General features: G+C 71.9%; 18 protein-coding genes. 5 read left to right on the plus strand and 13 right to left on the minus strand.

Going from position 1 to position 21,998, the window contains the following annotated elements; genetic code table 11:
• Positions 1–8: 8 nt before the first annotated feature.
• Positions 9–1,535, plus strand: a complete 1,527-nt coding sequence (locus tag A3IG_RS0120380; protein ID WP_018385444.1) for an amidase family protein — start codon at positions 9–11, stop codon at positions 1,533–1,535.
• A gap of 51 nt (positions 1,536–1,586) precedes the next feature.
• On the opposite strand, the gene A3IG_RS0120385 is transcribed toward A3IG_RS0120380, so the two are convergent.
• From A3IG_RS0120385 to A3IG_RS0120420, 8 genes are all read right to left on the minus strand, one after another.
• Complete coding sequence (locus A3IG_RS0120385; protein ID WP_018385445.1) at positions 1,587–3,845, minus strand: putative bifunctional diguanylate cyclase/phosphodiesterase; 2,259 nt, start codon at positions 3,843–3,845, stop codon at positions 1,587–1,589.
• Positions 3,845–4,648, minus strand: a complete 804-nt coding sequence (locus A3IG_RS0120390) for an SAM-dependent methyltransferase (protein ID WP_026220477.1) — start codon at positions 4,646–4,648, stop codon at positions 3,845–3,847. Before A3IG_RS0120390 ends, A3IG_RS0120385 begins: the two co-directional genes overlap by 1 nt.
• A 435-nt stretch (positions 4,649–5,083) precedes the next feature.
• Positions 5,084–5,923, minus strand: a complete 840-nt coding sequence (locus tag A3IG_RS0120395; protein ID WP_040911975.1) for a metallophosphoesterase family protein — start codon at positions 5,921–5,923, stop codon at positions 5,084–5,086.
• Between the two features lie 61 nt (positions 5,924–5,984).
• On the minus strand, positions 5,985–7,316 hold the full coding sequence (locus tag A3IG_RS0120400) for an RNA polymerase sigma factor (RefSeq protein WP_018385448.1): 1,332 nt from the start codon (positions 7,314–7,316) through the stop codon (positions 5,985–5,987).
• Positions 7,289–7,708: a YciI family protein gene (locus A3IG_RS0120405; protein ID WP_018385449.1), complete on the minus strand. Its 420-nt coding sequence runs from the start codon at positions 7,706–7,708 to the stop codon at positions 7,289–7,291. The genes A3IG_RS0120400 and A3IG_RS0120405 overlap by 28 nt, the downstream gene beginning before the upstream one ends.
• Before the next feature lie 148 nt (positions 7,709–7,856).
• Positions 7,857–8,819 (minus strand): acyl-ACP desaturase, encoded by a 963-nt coding sequence (locus A3IG_RS0120410; protein ID WP_026220478.1) that lies wholly within the window; start codon positions 8,817–8,819, stop codon positions 7,857–7,859.
• Positions 8,820–9,053: 234 nt separating this feature from the next.
• Positions 9,054–11,495 carry a phosphoketolase family protein gene (locus A3IG_RS0120415; RefSeq protein WP_018385451.1) on the minus strand — a complete coding sequence of 814 codons (2,442 nt, stop codon included), beginning with the start codon at positions 11,493–11,495 and terminating at the stop codon, positions 9,054–9,056.
• 141 nt (positions 11,496–11,636) lie between these two features.
• On the minus strand, positions 11,637–12,689 hold the full coding sequence (locus tag A3IG_RS0120420) for a methyltransferase (RefSeq protein WP_040911978.1): 1,053 nt from the start codon (positions 12,687–12,689) through the stop codon (positions 11,637–11,639).
• A gap of 236 nt (positions 12,690–12,925) precedes the next feature.
• Here A3IG_RS0120420 and A3IG_RS0120425 point away from each other — a divergent pair, with 236 nt between their 5' ends.
• The 3 genes from A3IG_RS0120425 (at position 12,926) to A3IG_RS30640 (ending at position 15,493) form a co-directional block, all read left to right on the plus strand.
• Positions 12,926–13,243, plus strand: coding sequence for a thiamine-binding protein (locus A3IG_RS0120425; RefSeq protein WP_018385453.1), 318 nt, complete (start codon positions 12,926–12,928; stop codon positions 13,241–13,243).
• Between the two features lie 1,103 nt (positions 13,244–14,346).
• On the plus strand, positions 14,347–14,970 hold the full coding sequence (locus tag A3IG_RS0120435; RefSeq protein ID WP_018385455.1) for a GyrI-like domain-containing protein: 624 nt from the start codon (positions 14,347–14,349) through the stop codon (positions 14,968–14,970).
• 235 nt (positions 14,971–15,205) lie between these two features.
• Complete coding sequence (locus tag A3IG_RS30640) at positions 15,206–15,493, plus strand: hypothetical protein (RefSeq protein WP_018385456.1); 288 nt, start codon at positions 15,206–15,208, stop codon at positions 15,491–15,493.
• An 81-nt stretch (positions 15,494–15,574) separates the two neighbouring features.
• Here A3IG_RS30640 and A3IG_RS0120445 read toward each other — a convergent pair whose 3' ends face one another.
• From A3IG_RS0120445 to A3IG_RS0120455, 3 genes are all read right to left on the minus strand, one after another.
• Entirely contained in the window at positions 15,575–16,000 is a 426-nt protein-coding gene (locus tag A3IG_RS0120445) for an RNHCP domain-containing protein (RefSeq protein ID WP_026220479.1), read from the minus strand.
• 25 nt (positions 16,001–16,025) lie between these two features.
• Entirely contained in the window at positions 16,026–16,409 is a 384-nt protein-coding gene (locus A3IG_RS0120450) for an RNHCP domain-containing protein (RefSeq protein ID WP_018385458.1), read from the minus strand.
• Between the two features lie 283 nt (positions 16,410–16,692).
• Positions 16,693–18,054 (minus strand): NAD(P)/FAD-dependent oxidoreductase, encoded by a 1,362-nt coding sequence (locus A3IG_RS0120455; RefSeq protein ID WP_018385459.1) that lies wholly within the window; start codon positions 18,052–18,054, stop codon positions 16,693–16,695.
• 322 nt (positions 18,055–18,376) lie between these two features.
• Between A3IG_RS0120455 and A3IG_RS0120460 the strand changes: the two genes are divergently transcribed.
• Positions 18,377–19,924 (plus strand): N,N-dimethylformamidase beta subunit family domain-containing protein, encoded by a 1,548-nt coding sequence (locus A3IG_RS0120460; protein WP_018385460.1) that lies wholly within the window; start codon positions 18,377–18,379, stop codon positions 19,922–19,924.
• A gap of 14 nt (positions 19,925–19,938) precedes the next feature.
• On the opposite strand, the gene A3IG_RS0120465 is transcribed toward A3IG_RS0120460, so the two are convergent.
• Both A3IG_RS0120465 and ligD read right to left on the minus strand, forming a co-directional pair.
• The gene (locus A3IG_RS0120465) at positions 19,939–20,970 is read right to left on the minus strand and encodes a PHP domain-containing protein (RefSeq protein WP_018385461.1); all 1,032 of its coding nucleotides are present in this window, start codon (positions 20,968–20,970) and stop codon (positions 19,939–19,941) included.
• 47 nt (positions 20,971–21,017) lie between these two features.
• Positions 21,018–21,995, minus strand: a complete 978-nt coding sequence (gene ligD, locus A3IG_RS0120470) for a non-homologous end-joining DNA ligase (RefSeq protein ID WP_018385462.1) — start codon at positions 21,993–21,995, stop codon at positions 21,018–21,020.
• Positions 21,996–21,998: the final 3 nt, after the last annotated feature.

A 21,998-nucleotide genomic window follows, 5' to 3' on the forward strand; every position in this document is an offset into this window, starting at 1 on the left:
GAGCGGTGATGGACACGACCGGGACGAGCACGACCGGGACGGAGCACTCTGCGCCCAGCACGACCAGCGCCGACACCGGAGTGGTCAGCGCCGGCCCGACCGACGAGGACCTCGTCTGCTACGCCGGGGTCGCCGGGCAGCTCGCGATGCTGGAGCGCGGCGAGCTCTCCTGCCGCGAACTGGTGGAGCTGACGCTCCGCCGCATCGGGGCGGCGGACCGGGAGCTCAACGCCTTCCGGGTGGTCAACGCCTACGCCGCGCTGGCCGCCGCGGACGCCGCGGACCGCGCCCGTGCACGGGGGGACCACCGCGCCCTGCTGGGCATCCCGATCGCGGTCAAGGACGACACCGACGTCGCCGGCGAGAGCACCACCCACGGCACGTCGGTGCGGCCGGTGCCCGCCGCGCGGGACGCACACCTGGTGGCGCGGCTCCGCCAGGCCGGGGCGGTGATCGTGGGCAAGACCCGGATGCCGGAGTTCGGCCAGTGGGCGTTCACCGAGACGGCCGGCGGTGGTCACACCCGCAACCCCTGGGACCTCGCCCGCACCACCGGGGGCTCCAGCGGCGGGAGCGCCGCAGCGGTCGCCGCGGGTCTGGTGCCGGCCGCCACCGGCACGGACGGCGGCGGGTCGATCCGGATTCCCGCCGCCTGCTGCGGGCTGTACGGCCTGAAGGTCCAGCGGGGCAGGGTCAGCACCCAGCCGCGGTCCGCCCGCTGGTCCGCGCTCGCCGTGGTCGGGGCGCTGACCAGGAGCGTCGAGGACGCGGCGGCCCTGTACGACGTGGTCAGCGGCGCCCTTCCGGGCGATCCCTGGCTTGCGGCTCCCCCACCGGTGCCGTTCCGCCAGGCGGTGTGCGCCGGGCCGGGTCCGCTGCGGATCGGGGTGGCCCCGCGCCCCACGGTGCCCGGGGTGCGGCTCGACCCGGAACAGGAGTCGGCGCTGTGGGCCACCGCGGACGCCCTGGCCGACCTCGGCCACCAGGTGCGCCTGGTGCGGCCCCGGTACCCGGAGTTCCTGTCCGTCTGGACCACCCAGGCGCTCGGCGCCCTGGGGCCCGACGCCCAGGACCTGTGCGCCGCGGCGTCCCACCCCGACGCCCGGCACGTGCTGGAGCGCCGCACCCGGGAGAACCTGGCGCTGGCCCTGCGGATGCCGGCGGCGGCGTCCGCCTGGGCGACGCGCCGCGCGGAGCGGATCACCGCCGCCGTGACCGGCATGTTCACCACCATGGACCTGCTGCTGACCCCGGCCATCGCCGAGGTGCCGCGGCGGGTGGGCGCCCTGGACGGGGTCAGCGCCCGGCGGGCCTCACTGCGCAGCCTGCCGTCGATCGCCTACACCGCGCTGTGGAACCTCACCGGCCAGCCGGCCGCGGCACTGCCCGCCGGCCTCTCCCGGGACGGGCTCCCGCTGGCGGTGCAGCTCGTCGGGCGGCCGGGCGACGAGACCACGGTGCTGCAGGTCTCCGCCCAGCTCGAACGGGCACGGCCGTGGGCCGCGCTCCGGCCGCCGGCGCTGCCGCCCCGGTGACCCGCCCCGCACGGCCGCCGCCCCCCGGGTCGGTGGGGCCGCGGCCCGCCCTCAGCGCCCGCCCCCGGCCGGGGCGCCGCTGTGACACCGGGGCGCGCCGGACGTCACCGGGGAACCGCCGGGCGTCCAGCGGTCGGCGCCACCGGCCGTGCACAGCGCGCTGATTCGTTCCGGCGGACCCGGCCGCGCGAAGAACCACCCCTGCGCCGTCTCGCACTCCAACGCCCGCATCCGCTCGGCCTGGAGCTCGGTCTCCACTCCCTCCACGGTGACCGCGAGGTCCAGGGTGTGGGCGAGGGAGACCAGGCCCGCGACGATCTTGAAGTCCCTGGGGTGCTCCGGTGAGTCGGGGTCCTGCAGCCCGCTGATGAACGAGCGGTCGATCTTCAGGGTGTGCACCGGTATCCGGCGCAGGTAGGACAGGTTCGAGTAGCCGGTGCCGAAGTCGTCCAGGGCCAGGCCGATGCCCATGGCGGTCAGCTCCCGCAGCGCGTGCAGCGCCTGGTCCTCGGCACCGATCAGGGCGCTCTCGGTGATCTCCAGGTGGAGCCGGGAGGCGTCCAGCTCGGTCTCCTTCAGGATCCGCGCCACGTCGGCGACGAGCCCCGGGTCACGGGCCTGCCGCACCGACAGGTTGACGTTGATCAGCGGCGCCCCCTCGGCCAGCTCCAGTTGCCAGGCGCGGGCCTGACGGCACGCCTGCTCCAGCACCCAGTAGCCCAGGGGGACGATCAGCCCGGTCTGCTCGGCCAGCTCCACGAAGCGGTCCGGGCCCAGCACCCCCTGCTGCGGGTGGCGCCAGCGCACCAGGGCCTCCGCCCGCCGCACCCGGCCGTCGTCCAACCCCACCAGCGGCTGGTACTCCAGGAAGAACTCCCCCTCCTCGAGTGCGGCGGGAAGCCGGGTGGTCAGGCCGTAGCGGGTGATCTCCCGGGCGTTGACCTCGGCGTCGAACACGGCCAGCCGGTTGCCGCCCTGGGCCTTGGCCCGGTACAGGGTGATGTCCGCCGCCTGCACCATCTGCGCGGCCCGCATGGACGTGGCCGAGCACTCCAGCACGCCGATGCTGACGGTTGCCGACAGCTCCCGGTCGTCGATCCTGATGGGGGCGGCGAGCGCGCCCAGCAGCCGACGGGCGAGGTCCGCGACCTCCTCACGGTCAGCGGGGTCGGTGACCAGGGCCACGAACTCGTCCCCGCCCATCCTGGCGAGCAGTTGGTTCCGGTCGGTGAGGCAGGCGGCGAAGCGTTCGGCGATGGCGACCAGGAGCCGGTCCCCCACCTCGTGCCCGAGGCTGTCGTTGACCGCCTTGAAGCCGTCGAGGTCGAGGTAGCACAGGCCGATCCGGGTGGTGGGCGAGCCGGTGTCCAGGACCCTGGTCAACGTCTCGAAGAACAGGGCGCGGTTGCCGAGGCCGGTGAGCGGGTCGTGGGTGGCCTGGTGGCGCAGCCGGTCGTGGAGCAGCCTGCGTTCGGTGATGTCCTCGAGCATGGCGACCTGGTACTGCGGGGCGCCTGACTGGTCCCGGATCAGGGAGACCGTCAGGTCAGCCCAGATGGCCGTGCCGTCCCGGCAGTAGTAGGGCTTCTCGAACCGGTAGTGGTCGCGGTCGCCGCGGACGAGCTGCCGGTAGTGCTCCCAGACCTCGGGATCGTCCTCGGGGTGCACGAAGTCGCTGACGTTGCGGTCCCGGAAGTCCTCGGGGCGAGCCCCGAACATCCGGGCGAGGGACTCGTTGACGTCCATGATCCGGCCGTCCACCGCCCCGATGCCGATCCCGATGGCCGCCTTCTCGAACAGGGCCCGGAAGCGGGCCTCGCTGGCGTGCAGTGCCTGCTCCGCCTTGGCCTGGGCGATCAGCGAGGCACGGGCGATGGCCTCCTGCTCGGCCAGGGTGCGGTCGCGCAGCGCCTCGGCGAACCCGGCGGCGAACGCGTGCTGCATCCGGGCCAGGTGGGCCCGCGCCACCTCGTGGTCCACGCCGGATGCCGGTGGGTGGTACAGCAGCAGGTAGGAGTCGATGACCGCCAGGCTCTGGGCCAGTACCTGGGGGTCGGTGCAGTGCGCGGCCACCATGGACCGGCCCACCCCACCCGCCGATCGGGGGTCGAACGGCAGGGAGTCCAGGATCGTGACCAGCCGCCGGGTCTGTGTGAAGAGGTGTTCCTCGAGCTCGACCCTGGTCATCGAGGTCGCGGTGAGCGGGTCGATCACCCGGCTCCAGATGGCCGCGAACCGTCGGCTCGGGTCCGCGGGCTCGTCCGGACCGGCGACGCCGTCGGCAGCGGAGCCGGTGGCGCGCAGACTCATCACTTGATTCCAAAGCCCGCGTAGCCGCTGTACCTGGCGGGGTCGCCCGCCTCCTCGGACTCTGCGTCGGGCTGCCACTCGCTCAGGAAGACCACGCCGGGATCGACGAGCGAGAAACCGTCGAAGAAACGCTCCACCGCATGGCGCGAGCGCATGATCAGCGGGCTCCCCATCCGCTTGTAGACGTCCTTGTCCTCCTCCAGCTCGCCGTACTGCCCCTCGTCGGTGGCGTGGCTGACGATCAGGCAGCTCCCCGGTGCCAGGGTGTCGCGGAGGTGGGCGACGATCTCCTCGGGGTGATCGGCGTCCTGCAGGAAGTGCAGCACGGCGACCAGCAGCAGGGCCACGGGCCTTTCGAGGTCGAGCAGGCCGCTGACCTCGGGGGACTGGAGGATCTCGGCGGGTTTGCGGATGTCGGCCTGGAGCACCGCCGTCCTGCCGTCCCCGGCGATGATGGCCTGGCTGTGCGCCACCGCCACCGGGTCGTGGTCCACGTAGGCCACCCGCGCCTCGGGGTTCGCCGCGCGGGCCACCTCGTGCACGTTGCCGAAGGTGGGGATGCCGGAGCCGATGTCGAGGAACTGGGTCACGCCGCACGCGACCGCGTGGCGCACCGCGCGACGCATGAAGGCGCGGTTGGCACGCATGATCGCCGGCAGGTCGGGCCAGACTTCGAGGGCCTGTCGGGCGGCGGCGCGGTCCACCTCGAAGTTGTGAGATCCCCCGAGGTAATAGTCGTACATACGAGCCACACTCGGTCGGGTGAGGTCGATACCGGGTGGAGCCCATGCAGGCCGTTCCATCGAGGTCTCCCCTATTTCCTTGGCGTCTTATCGGCGAATTCCAGCCGCACTTGCCAGTGGCATATCGGCGACACACTACGGGCGAAGGCTACCTCCGCTAAAGATCCGCACTGTTCGAACAAACGGAACCGGCCATGCTGTTTTGGCCATCCTTCGACGCGGTTTGACCCTGATGAACGGGCGTTTAGCGGGATTTTACCGACCAAAGCACTGAGACCCAATGCAGCGAGGCGTCCGGTCACGGTACGCCGGCGCACTTACCCATGAGTCGAGCGCCGGGTCGCGAACCACCCTGTCAGCCCTCCAGAGGCATCGACATAACGCCACTACCAACCCAAAACCCCCAGGGGAACCGACACCCCGCCACCCTCCCGGCGCCCGCCCAACTCCCCGCCACCCCCGGGCGGGCGACTCCGATCGATGCTCGAGCGCGTCTCAAGGTGTAGGCAGAATCTGTTTGAGTCCGGTCCTAGGGTGCTGCGGACGGCTCCACTCCCGCGGGTAGCCGACCGACACCTCCTCGAATCGAACTCCGTCGTGCCAGGTCGTTCTGGGAATGTGCAGGTGCCCGTAGACCACGGTTTTCGCGTGGAAGCGCACGTGCCAGTCCGCGGTGCGGTCCGTTCCACACCACTGGGCGAACTCGGGATACCGCAGGATTCGCGTGGGTTCCCGGACCAACGGGAAGTGGTTGACCAACACCGACGCCGGGCCGTCCGGGCCGCACGCGTCCTCAAGGCGCCGCTCCGTCTCCTCCAGGCGGGCGCGGCACCAGGCGTCCCGGGAGGGGTAGGGGTCGGGGTGGAGCAGGAACTCGTCACTGCACACGATGCCCGCCTTGTACGCCTGGGCCAGCGACTCCTCCTTGGTGGATGCCGTGGGGGTGCGGAAGCTGTAGTCATAGAGCACGAACAGCGGTGCGACCAGCACGGGCCCTCCGGCGCCCTCCCACACCGGGTACGGGTCCTCCGGCGTGACCACGCCCAGGTCCCGGCAGAGCTGCACCAGGTGCCGGTAGCGGGCGTCTCCCCGCAACTGGACGGGGTCCCGGCGCGGCGTCCACAACTCGTGGTTGCCCGGCACCCATATCACCCGGGCGAACCGGCGGGCGAGCACCCCGAGCGTCCAGGCGATGTCCTCCACCAGTTCGCCGACGTCCCCCGCGACGATCAACCAGTCCTCGTCCGTCTCCGGCCGCAGGTTCCGCACGATGTCACGGTTCTCCGGATACGCCACGTGCAGGTCGCTGACGGCCAACAGCTTTCCCTCAAACATCGTCTGAGAGTATCCGGATGACGTGCCGTCAGCATCGGTCGGGCGGGTACCGCGCCAGACGTCACGCCAGCGCGGCTGCCTTGCGCAGCAGCACCGACCGCTCGCGGACGTTGCGGCACAGCCGGGCGGCGAGCTCGAGCTCGGCCCGTGCCTCGGCGGTCCGGCCGAGCCGGGCCAGCAACTCGCCACGCACGCTCGGGAGCAGGTACGACCCGGACAGCCGGCCGGAGACGACCAGCTCGTCCACGATGGCCAGCGCCTCCCGCGGTCCGTGCGCCATCGCCACCGCCACGGCCCGGTTGAGCTCGACGACGGGTGACGCGGCCACGCGGCCGAGCACCTCGTAGAGCAGCACGACACGCTCCCAGTCTGTCTCCCCCACCGAGGGCGCCGACGCGTGGCAGGCGGCGATGGCCGCCTGCAGCCCGTAGGGGCCGAGACCACGCCCGACGGCCTGGGCCCGGCCGAGCGCGGCCAGACCGCGACGGATCGCCGACCGGTCCCACAGGCGCCGGTCCTGGTCCTCCAGGAGCACCGCCTCGCCGTCGGGCCCGGTGCGTGCGGGGAAGCGCGCGGCCGTGAGCTCGAACAGGGAGAGCAGCCCGTACACCTCCGGCTCGTCGGGCAACAGCGCGGCCAGCGTCCTGGCCAGCCGGATCGCCTCGTAGGCGGCGTCGGGACGCAGCAGGGAGTCGCCGGTGGTCGCCGTCGACCCCTCCGTGAAGATCACGTACAGCACGCCCAGGACACCGCCGAGCCGCTCGCGTCGTTCCTCCGGCGGTGGCAACTCGAACGGCACCCCCGCCGCGGCGATCGTCTTCTTCGCCCGCGTGATCCGTGCCTGGACCGTCGGCACGGGGACCAGGAACGCCCGGGCGATCTCCTCGCTCGACAGGCCGCCGACCACGCGCAGCGTCAGGGCCACCCGGGCCTCGGGCGAGAGCACCGGGTGGCAGGCCACGAACATCAGCGCCAGGACGTCGTCGTCCATCCGGTCGGGGTCCCACGGCAGGTCGTCCGTCCGGTCCCGCGACGGCACCGCACCGGAGCTCGCCTCGCCCTCGGAGAGCTGGCCGGCGAGCAGGGCGTACCGGGCGTCGAGCGCCGACCGGCGGCGGAAGCCGTCGATGGCGCGCCTGCGCGCGGTCGAGAGCAACCAGCCCACCGGGTTCGCCGGCGCCCCCTCACGCGACCAGGTGACCAGCGCCTCCGCCACCGCCTCCTGGGCGATGTCCTCGGCGAGGTCGAAGTCCCTGGTGTAGCGGGTGAGCGCGCCGACGATCCGCGCGGACTCGATCCGCCAGACGGCCTCGACGGCCCGCCGCGCCGACTCGGCGCTCGACGGGCCACCGCTGGCCGTGGGCGTCAGAGCTGGCCCGTCCGCTCGCGCCACGCCCGCTCCCTGGCAACCCACTCGTTGTCCTGCGGGAACTCGTCAATGGCGGGCACGCGGCGGACCTCACACTTGCTGCCGGCGAACGCCGGGAGGCGCTTGGCCCACTCGACGGCCTCCTCCTTCGAGGCCACGTCGATCAGGTAGAAGCCGCCGAACAGCTCCTTCGTCTCCCCGTAGGGACCGTCGGTGACCACCGGTGCCTCACCGCTGAAGTCGACCACCACGCCCTGGGACGGGTCGTCCAGGCCCTCGACGGCGACGAGCACGCCGGCCCGGATCATCTCCTCGTTGAAGCGGCCCATCGTCTCGAGCATCTGCTCGAAGGGCGTCTCCATCATCTTCGCAACGGACTCGTCCGTGCCGCGCATGATCAGCATGTACTTGGCCATCGTTGGTCTCCTTGCCACGGGTCGCTCCTCGACCCTCACACCGAGGTCGAACGGTGCAGCCGCAGATCGACACCACGGACGAGGGTGCGGACCAATTTCTTTGATCCTGACCCGGGGTCGGAGTCGGAGGTTCGGTCCCTGTGGAGTACTAGCCGCGGGCGGCCTTGCGGGCGAGCAGGGCCTCGCGGCGTTCGTCGAAGCGGACGGCCTGGGCCTCGAGGCCGTCCAGGTACAGCCCCAGCTCCTCCTGGGCCTGCTGCCCCTCGGGGCCGAGCCCCTCCAACTGGAGCGACTTCAGGTGGCGCAGCACCGGCTGGAGCACGTCGTCCTGGTGGATGCGCAGGTTGTAGATGCCCCCTATCGCCATCCGGGCCGCGGCGCGTTCGAAGCCGGGAATGCCGTGGCCGGGCATGCGGAAGGCGGTCACCACGTCGGCGATGGCCCGCATCGCCTGGTCCGGCGCCAGTTCCAGGGCCGCGGCCAGCAGGTTGCGGTAGAAGACCATGTGCAGGTTCTCGTCGGTGGCGATGCGGGCCAGCATGCGGTCCGCCACCGGGTCGCCACAGTGGTGACCGGTGTTGCGGTGCGAGACCCTGGTGGCCAGCTCCTGGAACGCCACGTAGGCCACCGAGTGCAGCACGCTGTGCCGGTTGTCGGACTGGAACCCGGCGCACATGTGCTCCATGCGGAAGCGTTCCAGGGCCACGGGATCGACCGCCCGCGTGGTGAGCAGGTAGTCCCGCATCACGATGGCGTGCCGTCCCTCCTCAGCGGTCCAGCGGTGCACCCACGTCCCCCAGGCACCGTCCCGCCCGAACAGGGTGGCGATCTCGTGGTGGTAGCTGGGCAGGTTGTCCTCGGTGAGCAGGTTCACCACCAGGGCGGTGCGGCCGATCTCCGTGACCTTGGACTGCTCCGGGGACCACGCCTCGCCGCCCATGACGCCGTCGAAGTCGCGCCCCTGGCTCCAGGGCACGTACTCGTGCGGCATCCACTCCTTCGCGGCCTTCAGATGGCGGTTGAGTTCGGTCTCCACCACCTCTTCCAGCGCATGCAGCAACTGGGTGTCGCTCCATCCCGATCCGGCACGAACGGCGGGGGCAGTGGTCACATCGGCTCCTGACGACGACGGATACCTACGGATACGTAGGTTACGAAACCGTAGGTTGAGGATCGCGGAAATGGCAACACCGCTGGTAGGCGAACCGGGAGCCGGCAGTTGATTCGAGCCGGTCTCCAGCACCTCCTCGCCGAGCATAACGGCTGGCGATCACACGAACGCGGACCGTGCCCCGTCCGCCACCGACGCGCCGGGACCGGCCCTGGCAGTGACGTCCGGGACCCCTCAGGAGCCGTCCCAGCGCCAGTCGCGGACTTCCGGCAGGTCGATGCCGTGGGTCCGGATGTAGTCGTGGTGCTCGGCCCGCAGCTCCCGCATCCGCTGTCGGAGTTCCACCGCGGTCAGGGCCAGCCCGGGGGTCCGGTCGATGACGTCGATGACCAGCCGGTAGCGGTCCAGGCCGTTCCGCACCACCAGGTCGAACGGCGTGGTGGTGGTTCCTTCCTCCCGGTAGCCGTGGACGTGGAAGTTGTCGTGTCCGTGCCTGCGGTAGATCAGCCGGTGGATGAGCCACGGATACCCGTGGTAACCGAACACCACCGGCCGGTCGGTGGTGAAGAGCGCATCGAACGTGGTGTCGTCCAGACCGTGCGGGTGCATCTCGGGCGGCGGCAGCCGGAGCAGGTCCACCACGTTCACCACCCGCACCGCGAGCCCGGGCAGGTGCCGGCGCAGCAGGGACGCCGCGGCCAGCACCTCGAGGGTGGGCACGTCACCGGCCGCTGCGAGCACCACGTCCGGCTCCCGTCCGGCGTCGGTGCTCGCCCAGTCCCAGACACTGACACCGCGGGCCACGTGGTGCACCGCCTCGTCGATGGGCAGCCAGTCGAAGGTGGGTTGCTTGCCGGCGATGACCACGTTGATCAGGTCGGTGGCGTCCAGACTGGCCGCGGCGACCGCGAGCAGGGTGTTGGCGTCCGGCGGGAGGTAGACCCGGATGGTCTGCGGACTCTTGTTGACCACCTGGTCCACGAAGCCGGGGTCCTGGTGGGAGAAGCCGTTGTGGTCCTGGCGCCACACGTGCGAGGTGAGCAGGTAGTTGAGCGCGGGGATCGGCGCCCGCCAGGACTGCTCCCGGGAGCCCTTGAGCCACTTGGCGTGCTGGTTGGCCATCGAGGTGACGATGGGGACGAACGCCTCGTAGGACGTGAACAGGCCGTGCCGGCCGGTCAGCAGGTACCCCTCGAGCCACCCCTGGCAGTTGTGCTCCGACAGGGTCTCCAGCACCCGGCCGTCCCTGCTCAGGTACTCGTCCACGGGCCAGATGGCCGCCTGCCAGCCGTTGCCCGTGGCCTCGTGGACCGCGGAGAGCTCGTTGGAGTCGATCTCGTCCGGGGCGAAGATCCGGAAGTCCCGCCGGTCTGCGGTGCGGCGCAGCAGGTCGCGCAGCAGGCCGGCGAGGACCTCGGTCGGGTGGTGCAGGGTGGCGCCGGGGCCGGTGACCTCCACGGCGTACTCCCGCACGCCGGGCAGCGGCAGGGCACGCCGCAGCCTCCCCCCGTTGGCGTGCGGGTTGGCGGCGAGCCTGCGGGCGCCGGCGGGGACGTTGCGCAGCAGCCCGCCCGTCGGCCGGCCGGTGGCGTCGAACAGTTCCTCGGGCCGGTAGGAGCGCATCCACTCCTCGAGCCGGCGCAGTCGCCCCGGGTCGTCCCGCACCCCGGAGAGGGGGACCTGGTGGGAACGCCAGGTGGCGGCCACCGGGCGGCCGGCGACCTCACCCGGTCCAGTCCATCCCTTGGGGGTGCGCAGGACGATCATCGGCCACCGGGGGCGCTCGGTGACCCCGCCCTCGCGGGCGGCCCGCTGGGCGTCGGTGATCAGGTCCAGGCAGTGGTCCAGTGCGGCGGCGAACGCCCGGTGGACGGCGGGTGGCCCCGCCCCGTCGCCGCGCTCGGTGCCGTCGCCGACGTACACCGGGTCGTGGCCGAGACCGCGCAGGAGCTGGTCGAGTTCCTCCTCGGGGATACGGGCGAACACCGTCGGATTGCCGATCTTGTACCCGTTGAGGTGGAGGATGGGCAGCACGGCCCCGTCGTGCACCGGGTCGAGGAACTTGTTCCCGTGCCACCCGGTGGCCAGCGGACCGGTCTCCGCCTCCCCGTCACCGATGATCGCGGCGACGACCAGGTCCGGGTTGTCGAACGCCGCCCCGTAGGCGTGGCTGAGGGCGTAGCCCAGTTCACCGCCCTCGTGGAGGGAGCCGGGCACCTCGGGGCCGTTGTGGGTGGGGAGCCCGCCGGGGAACGAGAACGACCGGAACAGCCGGCGCATCCCGGTGGCGTCCCTGGGCACCTCCGGGTAGGTCTCGCTGAAGGTCCCGTCCAGCCAGCAGCAGGCGAGGGTGGCCGGTCCCCCGTGCCCCGGTCCGGTAATGTGGATCATGTTCAGGTCGCGGGTCCTGATGACCCGGTTCAGGTGGGTGTAGACGAAGGTCAACCCGGGGGTGGTCCCCCAGTGGCCGAGGACCCGGGGCTTGATGTGCTCCGGGCGCAACGGCTCGGCGAGCAGCGGGTTGTCCATCAGGTAGAGCTGGCCGACCGCCAGGTAGTTCGCCGCTCGCCAGTACGCGTCCAGGGCGGCGAGCTCGTGGTGGTCGAGCACGGCGTCGGGGGGCGCGGCGCCGCCGGTGACGGTGCGGCCGGGCGCGGAGGACGAGGCGGTGGCCACGGTGTGGTCCTTCCTGGTGTCGGCTGCGGCGCGCCGGCACCGGGCCGGTCCACGCCCCTGGACCGCCTACGGGTACCCGGAGCCGCCCCGATCATCCCCGTTCCGCGGCACCCGCCCGTGGGTGCCGCGGGCGGCCCGTCCCTACTTGGTCGCCACCACCATCTGGTCGGCCCCCGCAAGCGGGGCCACCCAGCTCTCCTGGAAACCCGCCTCGGCCAGCCAGCCCCGGCAGTCCGCCGCGGTGAAGTCGAAGCCGCCCTCCGTTTGGAGCAGCATGTTCAGGCTCATCAGCATGGCGAACCAGTTGGTGCGCCGCTCGTCGTCGATCAGCGCCTCGTAGACCACGACGGTGCCGGACTCGGGCAGCGCCCGGTGGGCCTTGGCCAGCAGCATCCGCTTGGTGTCCAGGTCCCAGTTGTGCAGGACGTGCCCGAAGACGATCACGTCCGCGGGGGGCAGCTCGTCGGTGAAGAAGTCGCCGGGGGTGAAGGTCACCCGGTCGGCGACCCCGCGCTCCCGGGTGAGTTCCGCGAACAGGCCCTGAACCGGGGGCAGGTCGAAGCCGACGCCGGTCAGGTGCGGGTGGCGCACCGCGAGTTCGGCGAGCAACGCCCCCTGGGAGCAGCCGATGTCGGCCACCGTGTGGTACCGCTCCCAGGGCAGCCGTTCCGCCAGCACCCTGCCGGACCGGGTGGAGAAGTCCGTCATGGCCCCCACGAAGGCCCTGCGCTTGTCGTCGTCGCCGTACACCGCGGGGTACAGGCCGGCCTCGGCCACGTCGTTCTGTGGTTGCCCCGTCCGCAGCGCGTCGGTGAGCTGGGCCCAGAACGGGTAGACCCGCTGGGCGGCCATCTCCAGCAGCCCCTGGTAGGTGGGCTTCCCGCGGACCAGGAAGAGCTCGCTCTCCTCGGTGTTGGAGTAGGCGCCGTCCTCGTCCCGGTCGAGCAGGTCGAGGGCGACCAGGGTGTCGAAGAAGTCACGGGCGCCACGCGGGTGCACGCCGAGCCGCGCCCCCAGCGCCCCGGCGGTCCCGGGCCCGTTCGTGGAGAGCTCGGTGAAGACCCCGAGCTCAATGGCGGAGAGCAGCACCCTGGACTCCCGGAAGGCCAGGGCGAGGTGCCTGATCCGCTCCGGGACGGGCACCGCCGCCCGGTCCGTGTTCCGCTGTCCACCGGGCGTGCTCGCTGATGTCACGTGTCCTCCGTGCGTCGGAACGACCAGGAAATGACGGCGGGGGCCGGTGCGCCACGGCGCGCCCCGGGTATGACGGTGCTACGAAGGACACCGGCCCACCAGGCTCTTATTCAAATTTCAACTTTGTCATCGTCTGGTTGAGTCCTGGCGGAGCCGGGCCTCGGGGACGCGTCCCGCGTCGGGACGGACGCAGCGTCTGAGACGCCGCCAGACGCCGAACGTAGGGAGAAGATCTGATGCTGGTCGCATTCTCAGTCGCACCGAGTGGGACGGGCGATGCCGACGGCTCGGTCTCCGAGGCCGTTGCCGCTGCGGTCCGGGTGGTGAGGGAGTCGGGGCTCCCCAACCGAACTGACGCGATGTTCACGACCATCGAGGGCCCTGACTGGGACACCGTGATGGACGTGGTGAAGCGCGCGACGGATGCCGTCGCGGCCTACGGGTCGCGGGTGTCGCTGGTGCTGAAGGCAGACATTCGCCCCGGATACGACGGCCAGATCGACGCGAAGGTCGAACGCGTCGAGTCCGCGCTCGCCCGCTCCGAGGAATCCTGAGTCACGAGTCCCATGCGAAACGCCATGGCGGCGCGTGGACGCGGTCGTGACCACTCCCTCTCATGGACAACGATCTCGGGGGCAATTGAGTTGAGGGCGGGCTGGCCTGGGGGGTCGGCCGGTGGGTGATTCAGCGGGTCATCGTGCGGACGGGCACCAGGGCGGTGCTGGCGCGTCGTCTGCTGGGTCGCTTGGCGGAGCGGTCGGAGACGATGCCAGCGATCGCTGCGTGGGTTTCGGCGTAGGTGTCGCGGCGTCTGGTGAAGCGTTGGAGTGGGCGCCACTTCTTCAGCTCGGCGTTGGTGTGCTCGATACGGATCCGGGCCGAGGACTGCCTCCGATTCGCCTCGCGCCAGGCCCGCTTCTCGCCGTCGCAGCCGTCGTCGGCGGGCTGCTTCGGCGGGCTGCTTCGGCGGGGCGGAGACCTGATCGGGGAACTCGTTCGCCAGGCCCCGGTAGCCGTCGTCGGCCTCGGCTTCTACCCCGGGATGCTGACGGAATTGCTCGGCGATTCCTTCGCTGCGCACGCTTGCGGCCGGGCCGGTGTGCCTGGGGGCGGCGGACTTGGACCTCGGTCCCGTCGATCCGCAGGTCGATGTCCTCGGCTTCGGCGTCGGCGAACAGGTCCTCTAGCGTACGGAGACGCAGCCCGGGACGGTCGGGGACGGCGAACCCACGCTCAGCGAGCAATGCCCGCATTTCCCGCACGGCGGTGGAGACGGTGGAGCGGTCCACCGAGTACAGGTCGGCCAGTGCCGCATGGGGCGGCTGATGGCGCAGACAGATCAGGGGTGATCAGCAGCCGGTCAGTGAGCACCAGTTTGGGCTTGCGCCCGGCTCCGGCTGCCCTGCGGCGTTCGCCTCCGCGGCGCTCGGTACGGTCGGACTCCCGGGACGCCTCCCAGCGCGGCGCCAGCTCGGCGAAGGGTTGGCGTGTTACGCCCGTGAAGGCAGGATGCGACAGGGCGGCGCGATTCAGGGCGGGAGTCACATCTCCCGATCGTGCCGCCCGCCACTGACATCCCGTCAGTCCCGCTCAACGGCCTCAAGGCCGAACGCGGGCATCACTGAACGACGCACACCTTCCAGGAAGTGAGACACCCGTGGCACCGTACGACGTCAAGCGAGAGCGGAAAGAGTTCTACGCGCCCAAGAACACGGCGTGGGCCGTCGTGGACGTTCCCGAACAGCAGTTCATCGCCATCGACGGTACGGGCAACCCCAACACGGCGCCCGCCTACGTCAGCGCGGTCGAGGCCCTCTACGCGGTCGCCTACACCCTCAAGTTCGCCAGCAAGCACACGGCGGACGGCGACTTCGTCGTCGCTCCGCTGGAGGGACTGTGGTGGGCGGACCAGCCCGAAGCCTTCACCACCCGGGCCAAGGACACCTGGAAGTGGACCATGCTCATCACCATGCCCTCCTGGATCACCGAGGAGATGATCGAGGACGCCCAGCAAACCGCGCTGGCCAAGAAGAAGAACCCCGCGATCTCCCAGCTCCGGCACCTCACCCTTCACGAAGGCCCCAGCGCCCAGGTGCTGCACATCGGCTCCTACGACGACGAGGCACCCGTGCTCCGCGAACTCCACCACACCTACCTCTCCGCCAACGGCCTGCGGCCAACGGGCCTGCACCACGAGATCTACCTCAGCGACCCCCGCAAGACCGCTCCCGAGAAGCTGAAGACCATCCTGCGCCAGCCAGTCGAAGACCTCGACAGGTAGGCCCTGGTGCCCACCGCACGACGACCCGCCCTCACCTCAGTTGCCCCGAGGTCGTAAGGGGACTTCTCGTTACGCCGTGTGGCTTCGCGACGGACCAGCCGGCCCGTAGGACGTACGGGGCGGGGCGCCGGGCGGTGGCGAGGTCCGGCGTGCGTCCGCGGAAGTCGGCCGGGATACCGTCGAGGTGAGGCGCCGGAGGCGGGTCCGGTGACCGGCGACACGAACCCGCCCCGGGGTGTCGGTGCTGGGCCGCGGGGACCTCGTGGCCGTCCCCCCGGTCTGGCTGACCCACGGCCCCGGCCCCCACTGGCGGGTGCCGTTCTCCGCCGACGCCCACCTCACCGACCAGGACCGGCTGCGCGGCGCCCTTGCGGCCGCCATGGGCAGGCTCGGGGCACCGGAGGCGGACGACGCGCTGACCGGTCTCAGCGCGGCGCAGCGCGCTCGCCGGAACGCGGTGTTGAGCGCCCGGCTCCGGGAGGTCAACCACCGCAGCGTCACGCGGGAGGTGCGGCCCTGGTGAGGCACGACCTGCCGTGCCGTGACCGACCGCCCGGGGCCGCGCGGCAGCGAGTGTGCCGCTGCCGGCGGCCCCGGTCGGGTCTCACAGGGTGAGGAGGGTGCGACTGGCCATGGTGGTGTCCCGGAGCGGTCTGACCGCGAGGCGCACCAGGGCCAGGGCGTTGTCGTCGCCGGCGATGCGGTTGGCGCTGAGCTCACCGCAGGACAGGCAGTGGTGGATGATCATCCACTCACCGTCCTGCCGTACCGACAGGCTCAGCGCCTCCATCCGTCCACGGCAGCCCGAGGCCCGGTCACCGGGGACGCGGTGGTCCACGTGGAGGCTGGTCAGGCAGGTGGGGCAGTGGTTGCGGTGGGCGGTGCCCGGGGCGTCAGGGGACACCTCGAGCCGGCAGCCGACGCACCGGAAGGCGTTGCCCCGGTGCCCGCCCTGGGTGTGCAGGACGTCCTTGTGCCGCTGTGGGCGCCGAAGTCGGTTCCGTTCCCGTGGCAGTTTCCGTCGTGGCATGGTCATCTGGTCCTTCCGGCCCGGGTCACAGGGTGCCGAACGCTTCGAGCGGGAACGGCGCCTGCGCCAGCGGCCGTACGGCGATGCGCATCAGGATGAGCTGGTTGTCGTCCGTGCAGACCGGGTTGGACGTGAGCTCGTCGCAGCGCACGCAGCGGTGGATGACCATCCAGTCGCCGGTGCGCAGCACGGCGATGGCGATCGGGGTCATGCGTGCGCGGCACTCGCTGGTACCGCCCTCGACGTGGTCGGTGACGTGCTGGGAGTGCAGGCACGAGGGGCAGTGGTTCCGCCGGGTTCCGTCGGCGGCGAAGGTGGAGACGGTCAGTCCGCACCAGGCACAGGTGAAGGTCCCGACCTTCAGGGTGTGCTGGTGGCTGCTGGAACGGGGGTTGTTGGGGTTGGACACCCGGGGTGCTCCTTGCTGGAACGTTGACGATGACAGCAAGAGCAGGCCGAGCGCCCTCGACGTACCCGGTTGCGGGCGAGGAAGGGCACCACGGATCGCCGTCCGGACGCCGCACGGAACGGTGGCGGAGGGAACGGACGGTTACGCGGTACGCCGAGGGGTGCTCGGCGCGGGCCGGGGCATCAAACACTCTTCCTAGGGCGAACAGCCCGGGTGACGATCGGTACGGGACCGTCAGCCTAGGACGGCCCCGCGGGCCGACGCCAGCGAATTATCCGGCGGTTCAGGCCCTGGTCACCAGCGTCTTGGTGTGCTCGCGGACCTTCTCCCGGGACATGTAGGAGTCGGTGTACTCGAAGTCCTGGAGCCGCGCCGGGGTGCTGGCCAGGAACCCGGTGCGGACGAAGTCGTCGCCCGCCACCGCGTTGAGCAGCCAGTTGGCGCCCACCCGGAACTTGGCCACGCCGGTGCGCAGCGCGATCAGGTGGTAGCCGCGGGCGACGGCCTGGGCCGGGAGGCCGGTCAGCTCGATGCCGAGGGGCTTGGAGACGGCGTCCGCGCCACCGAGGTCCACCACGAGGCCGAGGTCCCGGTGCCGGTAGGGCTCGAGGGCACGGCCGCGCAGCGACGCCACCACGTTGTCCGCGGCGGTCCTGCCCTGCCGCTGGGCGTGCTGGGCGGTCGGCGGGCAGATCGCCCCCTGCCCCTGCACCAGGTCGGGCACGGCCGCCGCGTCGCCGAGGGAGAAGACCCCGTCGAGGTTGGGCACCGCGAGTTCCGGGGTGACCACGAGACGTCCCTTGATCGTCTCTGCCCCGAGCGTTCCGACGAGGGGACTCGCCGCCACCCCGGCGGTCCAGATCAGGGTGCGGCAGGGCAGTACCCTCCCGTCGGTGAGCCGGACCCGGTCGGCGGTGACCTCGTCCACGGACACCTCGAGGGAGACCTCCACGCCGCGGGCCCGCATCAGGTCCAGGGCGCGGTGGCCGAGGCGCTCCCCCAGCTCGGGCATCAGGCGCGGCGCGATGTCCACGATGTGCCAGCGGACCAGTGAGGGGTCAAGACGGGGGTACCGCTCGCGGCAGGCCGCCGTGGTGAGCCGCTGGAGGTGGGCCGCGGTCTCGGTCCCCGCGTAGCCGCCGCCCACCACCACGAACTGGAGCCGGGACCTGCGTTCCTCCTCGTCCGTGGTGGCCGACGCCAGGTCGAGTTGGGCGATCACGTGGTCCCGGATGTAGGCGGCCTCGGCGAGGGTCTTCATGCCCCTGGCGTGCTCGTCGAGACCGGGGATGTCGAAGGTGCGGGTGATGCTGCCGGGAGCGAGGACGAGCCGGTCGTACGGCACGTTGACCATCTCGTCGGTGATCTTCCGGACGACGCAGACCTTGGCCTGGGTGTCCACGCCGACCACCCCGCCGGGGATGATGTCCGTCCGCCTGAGCACCCGGCGCAGCGACACGGCCACCGACTGGGTGGTGAGCACGCCGGAGGAGATGTGCGGGAGCAGCGGCAGGTAGACCTGGTAGCTGTACGGCGTGACCAGGGTGATCTCGGCCTCCTCGGCGGTCAGCCTGCGCTCCAGGCGGCGCGCACAGGTGACGCCGGCGAAGCCACCGCCGACCACGACGATTCGGGAGCGTTCCATGAGTCATCCCTCGCTGGCGCTGGTGTGGGCCCGGCGGTGGTGTGGGCCGGCGGCCCCTGGGGTGCCGGTCCTGCGACCACGGTCGCCACACCGCCGGGGGGCGGGTCCGCGCGACACGGCCCGCGACCTCTTCGGCCTCTTCTGCCCGTTCCGTCCTTCCCCACACGTTCCGTCGGACAACCGGGTTCCCGGCCCGGCGGCTCCCATGCCGGAGCGGTCGTGGTGCTCCGCTCGGCGGCCAGCGGTTTGCCGCGCCGCCCGGCCCGTCCGAGGATGGGCACAAGATCCTCAAAGCACACACACCGACAAAAGGTGATCGGGGATGAAGGACCTGGGGTGCGACACCGGCCGGGCGACACCCCGGCGCCGGTTCCTCGGCTACTGCGCGGCCGGTATCGGGGCGCTGTCCCTTGCGGGGTGCGACCGTGCGTCCACGGACGGCCACCGGGACTCCTCGCCGGCGGAGCGCGACCTGCCGGGCACCTCGGACTGGCGGGTCGTCGACCGCGGTCCTGACGACGCGATCCTCGGGTACGCCGACCAGGTGAGCGTGCGGCCCGGCCAGCCGCTGGCCCTGCGGGTCTCGACGACCGCCCGTCGTTTCCGGGTGTCCGCCTTCCGGGTCGGCTGGTACCAGGGCGCCCAGGCGAGGCTGGTGTGGCGTTCCGAGCGGGTCCCGGGACGGGAACAGCGGGCACCGGACCTCCACCCCCTCACCCGCACGGTGCGTGCCGGCTGGCGCCGGACGCTCACCGTGGACACCGAGGGCTGGCCGGAGGGCGCCTACCTGCTGCGTCTCGACGCCGACGAGGGCCACCAGCGCTACGTCCCCGTGGTGGTCCGCTCGGCCAGCGGCGCGGGACGCACCGTGCTGCTCCACGCGCCGGCGACGTGGCAGGCGTACAACGGCTGGGGCGGCTACAGCCTCTACTCGGGGCAGGACGGCGGCTACCAGCAGCGGTCCACGATCGTCAGCTTCGACCGGCCCTACGACGGCAGCGGCGCCGAGAAGTTCCTGGTCTACGAGCGGGCCGCGGTGGTGCTCGCCGAGCGCCTCGGCATCCCGTTGGCCTACACCACGGGCATCGACGTGCACCGCGACCCCGGTGTGCTGAGGAAGGCCACCGCGGTGGTCGTGCTCGGCCACGACGAGTACTGGACGCCCCGTCAGCGCCGGGAGCTGGTCCGGGCGCGGGACGCCGGAACGAACGTCGCCATCCTCGGCGCCAACACCTGTTTCCGCCGGGTCAGGTTGGAGACCCACGGCGACGAGCCCGGGCACCGCCCCGGCCGCAGCGTCGTCTGTTACAAGAGCTCGTTCGCCCGGGACCCGAGTTACCCGGCCCGGCCCGATCTGGTGACCACCGACTTCCGCTCGGGTCCCGGTGCCGATCCGGAGTCCTCGTTCACCGGCGTCCTGTACGAGGGGTTCCCCACGGACGCGCCCTACGTCGTCCACCAGCCCCGCCACTGGCTCTTCGAGGGAACCGGCGTGCGGCAGGGACAGGCGTTCGACCACCTGGTCGGGGTCGAGTACGACCGGGTCACCCCGACGGCCCCCACGCCGCGGCGCATCGAGATCGTCGCCCACTCGCCCCTGCGGTGCAACGGCGAACGGAGCCACCAGGACTCGGCGTACTACACCGTGCCCAGCGGCGCCGGCGTCTTCGCGACCGGCACCATGCGCTGGGTCGAGGCGTTGATGGCCGGGACCCGGGACAACGGCCGCAACCACGCGATGGACGCGGCGACCGGCGCGTTCGTCACCCGGACCACGGAGAACCTGCTGCGCGCCTTCGCCGAGGGCCCCGCCGCCCGGCACCGACCGCAGCCGCGGCGCAACGTGGAGGAGGTCTACGGGCGGTCTTGAATCCTCCCGGGAGCTCAGCCCCGCTGTCTGCGGCGGCGGCTCCACTCCAGCAGTTCGTCGGCCGAACGGGTGTTGATCACGCGTTCCTCCGGCACGCCGCACTCCGCGGCGCGGACGCAGCCGAGGATCTGCCAGTCGAGCTGCCCGGGGGCGTGGGCGTCGCTGTCGATGGCGAAGTCCACCCCTTCCCGCAGGGCCTGGCTGATCAACCGGCGTGGCGGGTCCGCGCGCTCCGGCCGGCAGTTGATCTCCACCGCGGTACCCGTCTCGGCGCAGGCGGCGAAGACCGCGGCGGCGTCGAACGCGCTCTCCGGCCGGCCGCGCCCGGTGAGCAGGCGGCCGGTGCAGTGCCCCAGGACGTCCACCCGGGGGTGCCGCACCGCGGTGACCATCCGCTGGGTCATCGCCGCGGCCTCCGACCTGAGCCCGGAGTGCACGGAGGCGACCACGATGTCCAGCCTCTCCAGCAGCTCGGGGTCCTGGTCCAGGCTGCCGTCGCTGAGGATGTCGCACTCGATCCCGGTGAGCAGCCGGAACGAGGACAGCGCGGCGTTGAGCTCGGTGACGCGGTCCAACTGCACCCGCAGCCGCTCCGGGGACAGGCCGCGGGCCACGGTCAGCCGGGGCGAGTGGTCGGTCAGCACCGCCCACTGGTGCCCCAGGTCCCGGGCCGCGAACGCCATCGTCTCGATCGGGCTGGCGCCGTCGGACCAGTCCGAGTGCAGGTGGCAGTCCCCGCGCAGCGTCTCCCGCAGCGCCTGGCCGGCGGGGGTGTGCTCGACGCGGCCGCGCTCCTCGAGCACCGCCAGGTAGTCGGGGACACCGCCCTGCATGCTCTGGTGCACCACGGCGGCTGTGGTCACCCCGATGCCGCGCAGCTCGGTGAGGGTGCGGGTGCGGTGGCGGCGCAGCAGTTCGTCGCCGCGCAGTGCGGCCACGGTGGCCGCGGCGGTGCGGAACGCCCGCACCCGGTAGGTGGGGGCCCCGTCCCGTTCCAGTAGGAACGCGATCCGCTCCAGTGCCCACACCGGGTCCGTCCCGGTCATCTCGCGCCTCCTTCCGTCCCCGCCCGCCAGCAACGGGCCCCCCGGCGTCACGGCACCTCCCGGTTCCCCCCGCTCAGCCCGCGCCACACCGGCTGCCGCAGGTACCCCGAGTCCGTCCACTCGCGGAACTCGACCCTCGCGGTGAGCACCGGACGCACCCACCGCACGGGTTCGGGGCGGTCCAGGGCCTGTCGGGCGTTGACGAACGGGGGCTCGGTGGTCTGCAGGCGGGACAGCACCGCGCCCAGCCTGCGCCGCTCCACCTGGGTGAAGCCTGAGCCCACCGCCCCGCAGTACCGCAGCAGGGCGCCCTCGTCCACGCCGACCAGCAGCGACTTCACCTCGGTGGCCCGGGGGCCGGCCGGAATCCAGCCGCCGATCCGCAGCTCCTCCGTGGTCTGGTGCTTGATCTTCAGCCAGTCCCTGGAGCGCACCCCGGGCCGGTAGACGGAGGTCAGCCGCTTGGCCATCACTCCTTCCAGGCCCATCTCCCCGGTCCACCGGGCGGCCTCGTCGCCGTGGCCCTCCCAGATCGGGGGGACACTGATCCGTTCCGCCTCGAGACCGAGGTCCTCGAGGCGGTGGCGCCTGGCCGTGTAGGGGTGCCCGGTGAGCAGTTCCCCGGACGCCCACAGCACGTCGAAGAGCATCAGTGCCACCGGGGTCCTGCGGGCACCGGCCCGGATGGCCGCGGGCCCGTTGAGGTGCATCCGCTCCTGGAGCCGACCGAAGCTGGGCCGTCCCGCGCGGTCGGGGGCGATGATCTCCCCGTCCAGGATCAGGTCGGTCCCGGGCAGCAGCGCGGAGAGTTCCTCGAGCTCCGGGTAGCGGAAGGCGACCTGGAGGCGGTTGCGCGAGACCAGGCGCAGCCTGCCGTCGCCGGGGAGGTACGCCACCACCCGCATGCCGTCCCACTTCACCTCGAACGCCCATGCGGTCTGGTCCCTGGGCAGCTCGGTGGCCGGTGTGGCCAGCATCGGTGCCAGCACCGGCAGCTCGCCCGGGGTGGGCTGTCCGAGGGCCATGAC

The sequence above is a fragment of the Wenjunlia vitaminophila DSM 41686 genome (genome assembly GCF_000380165.1).
Taxonomy (GTDB): domain Bacteria; phylum Actinomycetota; class Actinomycetes; order Streptomycetales; family Streptomycetaceae; genus Wenjunlia; species Wenjunlia vitaminophila.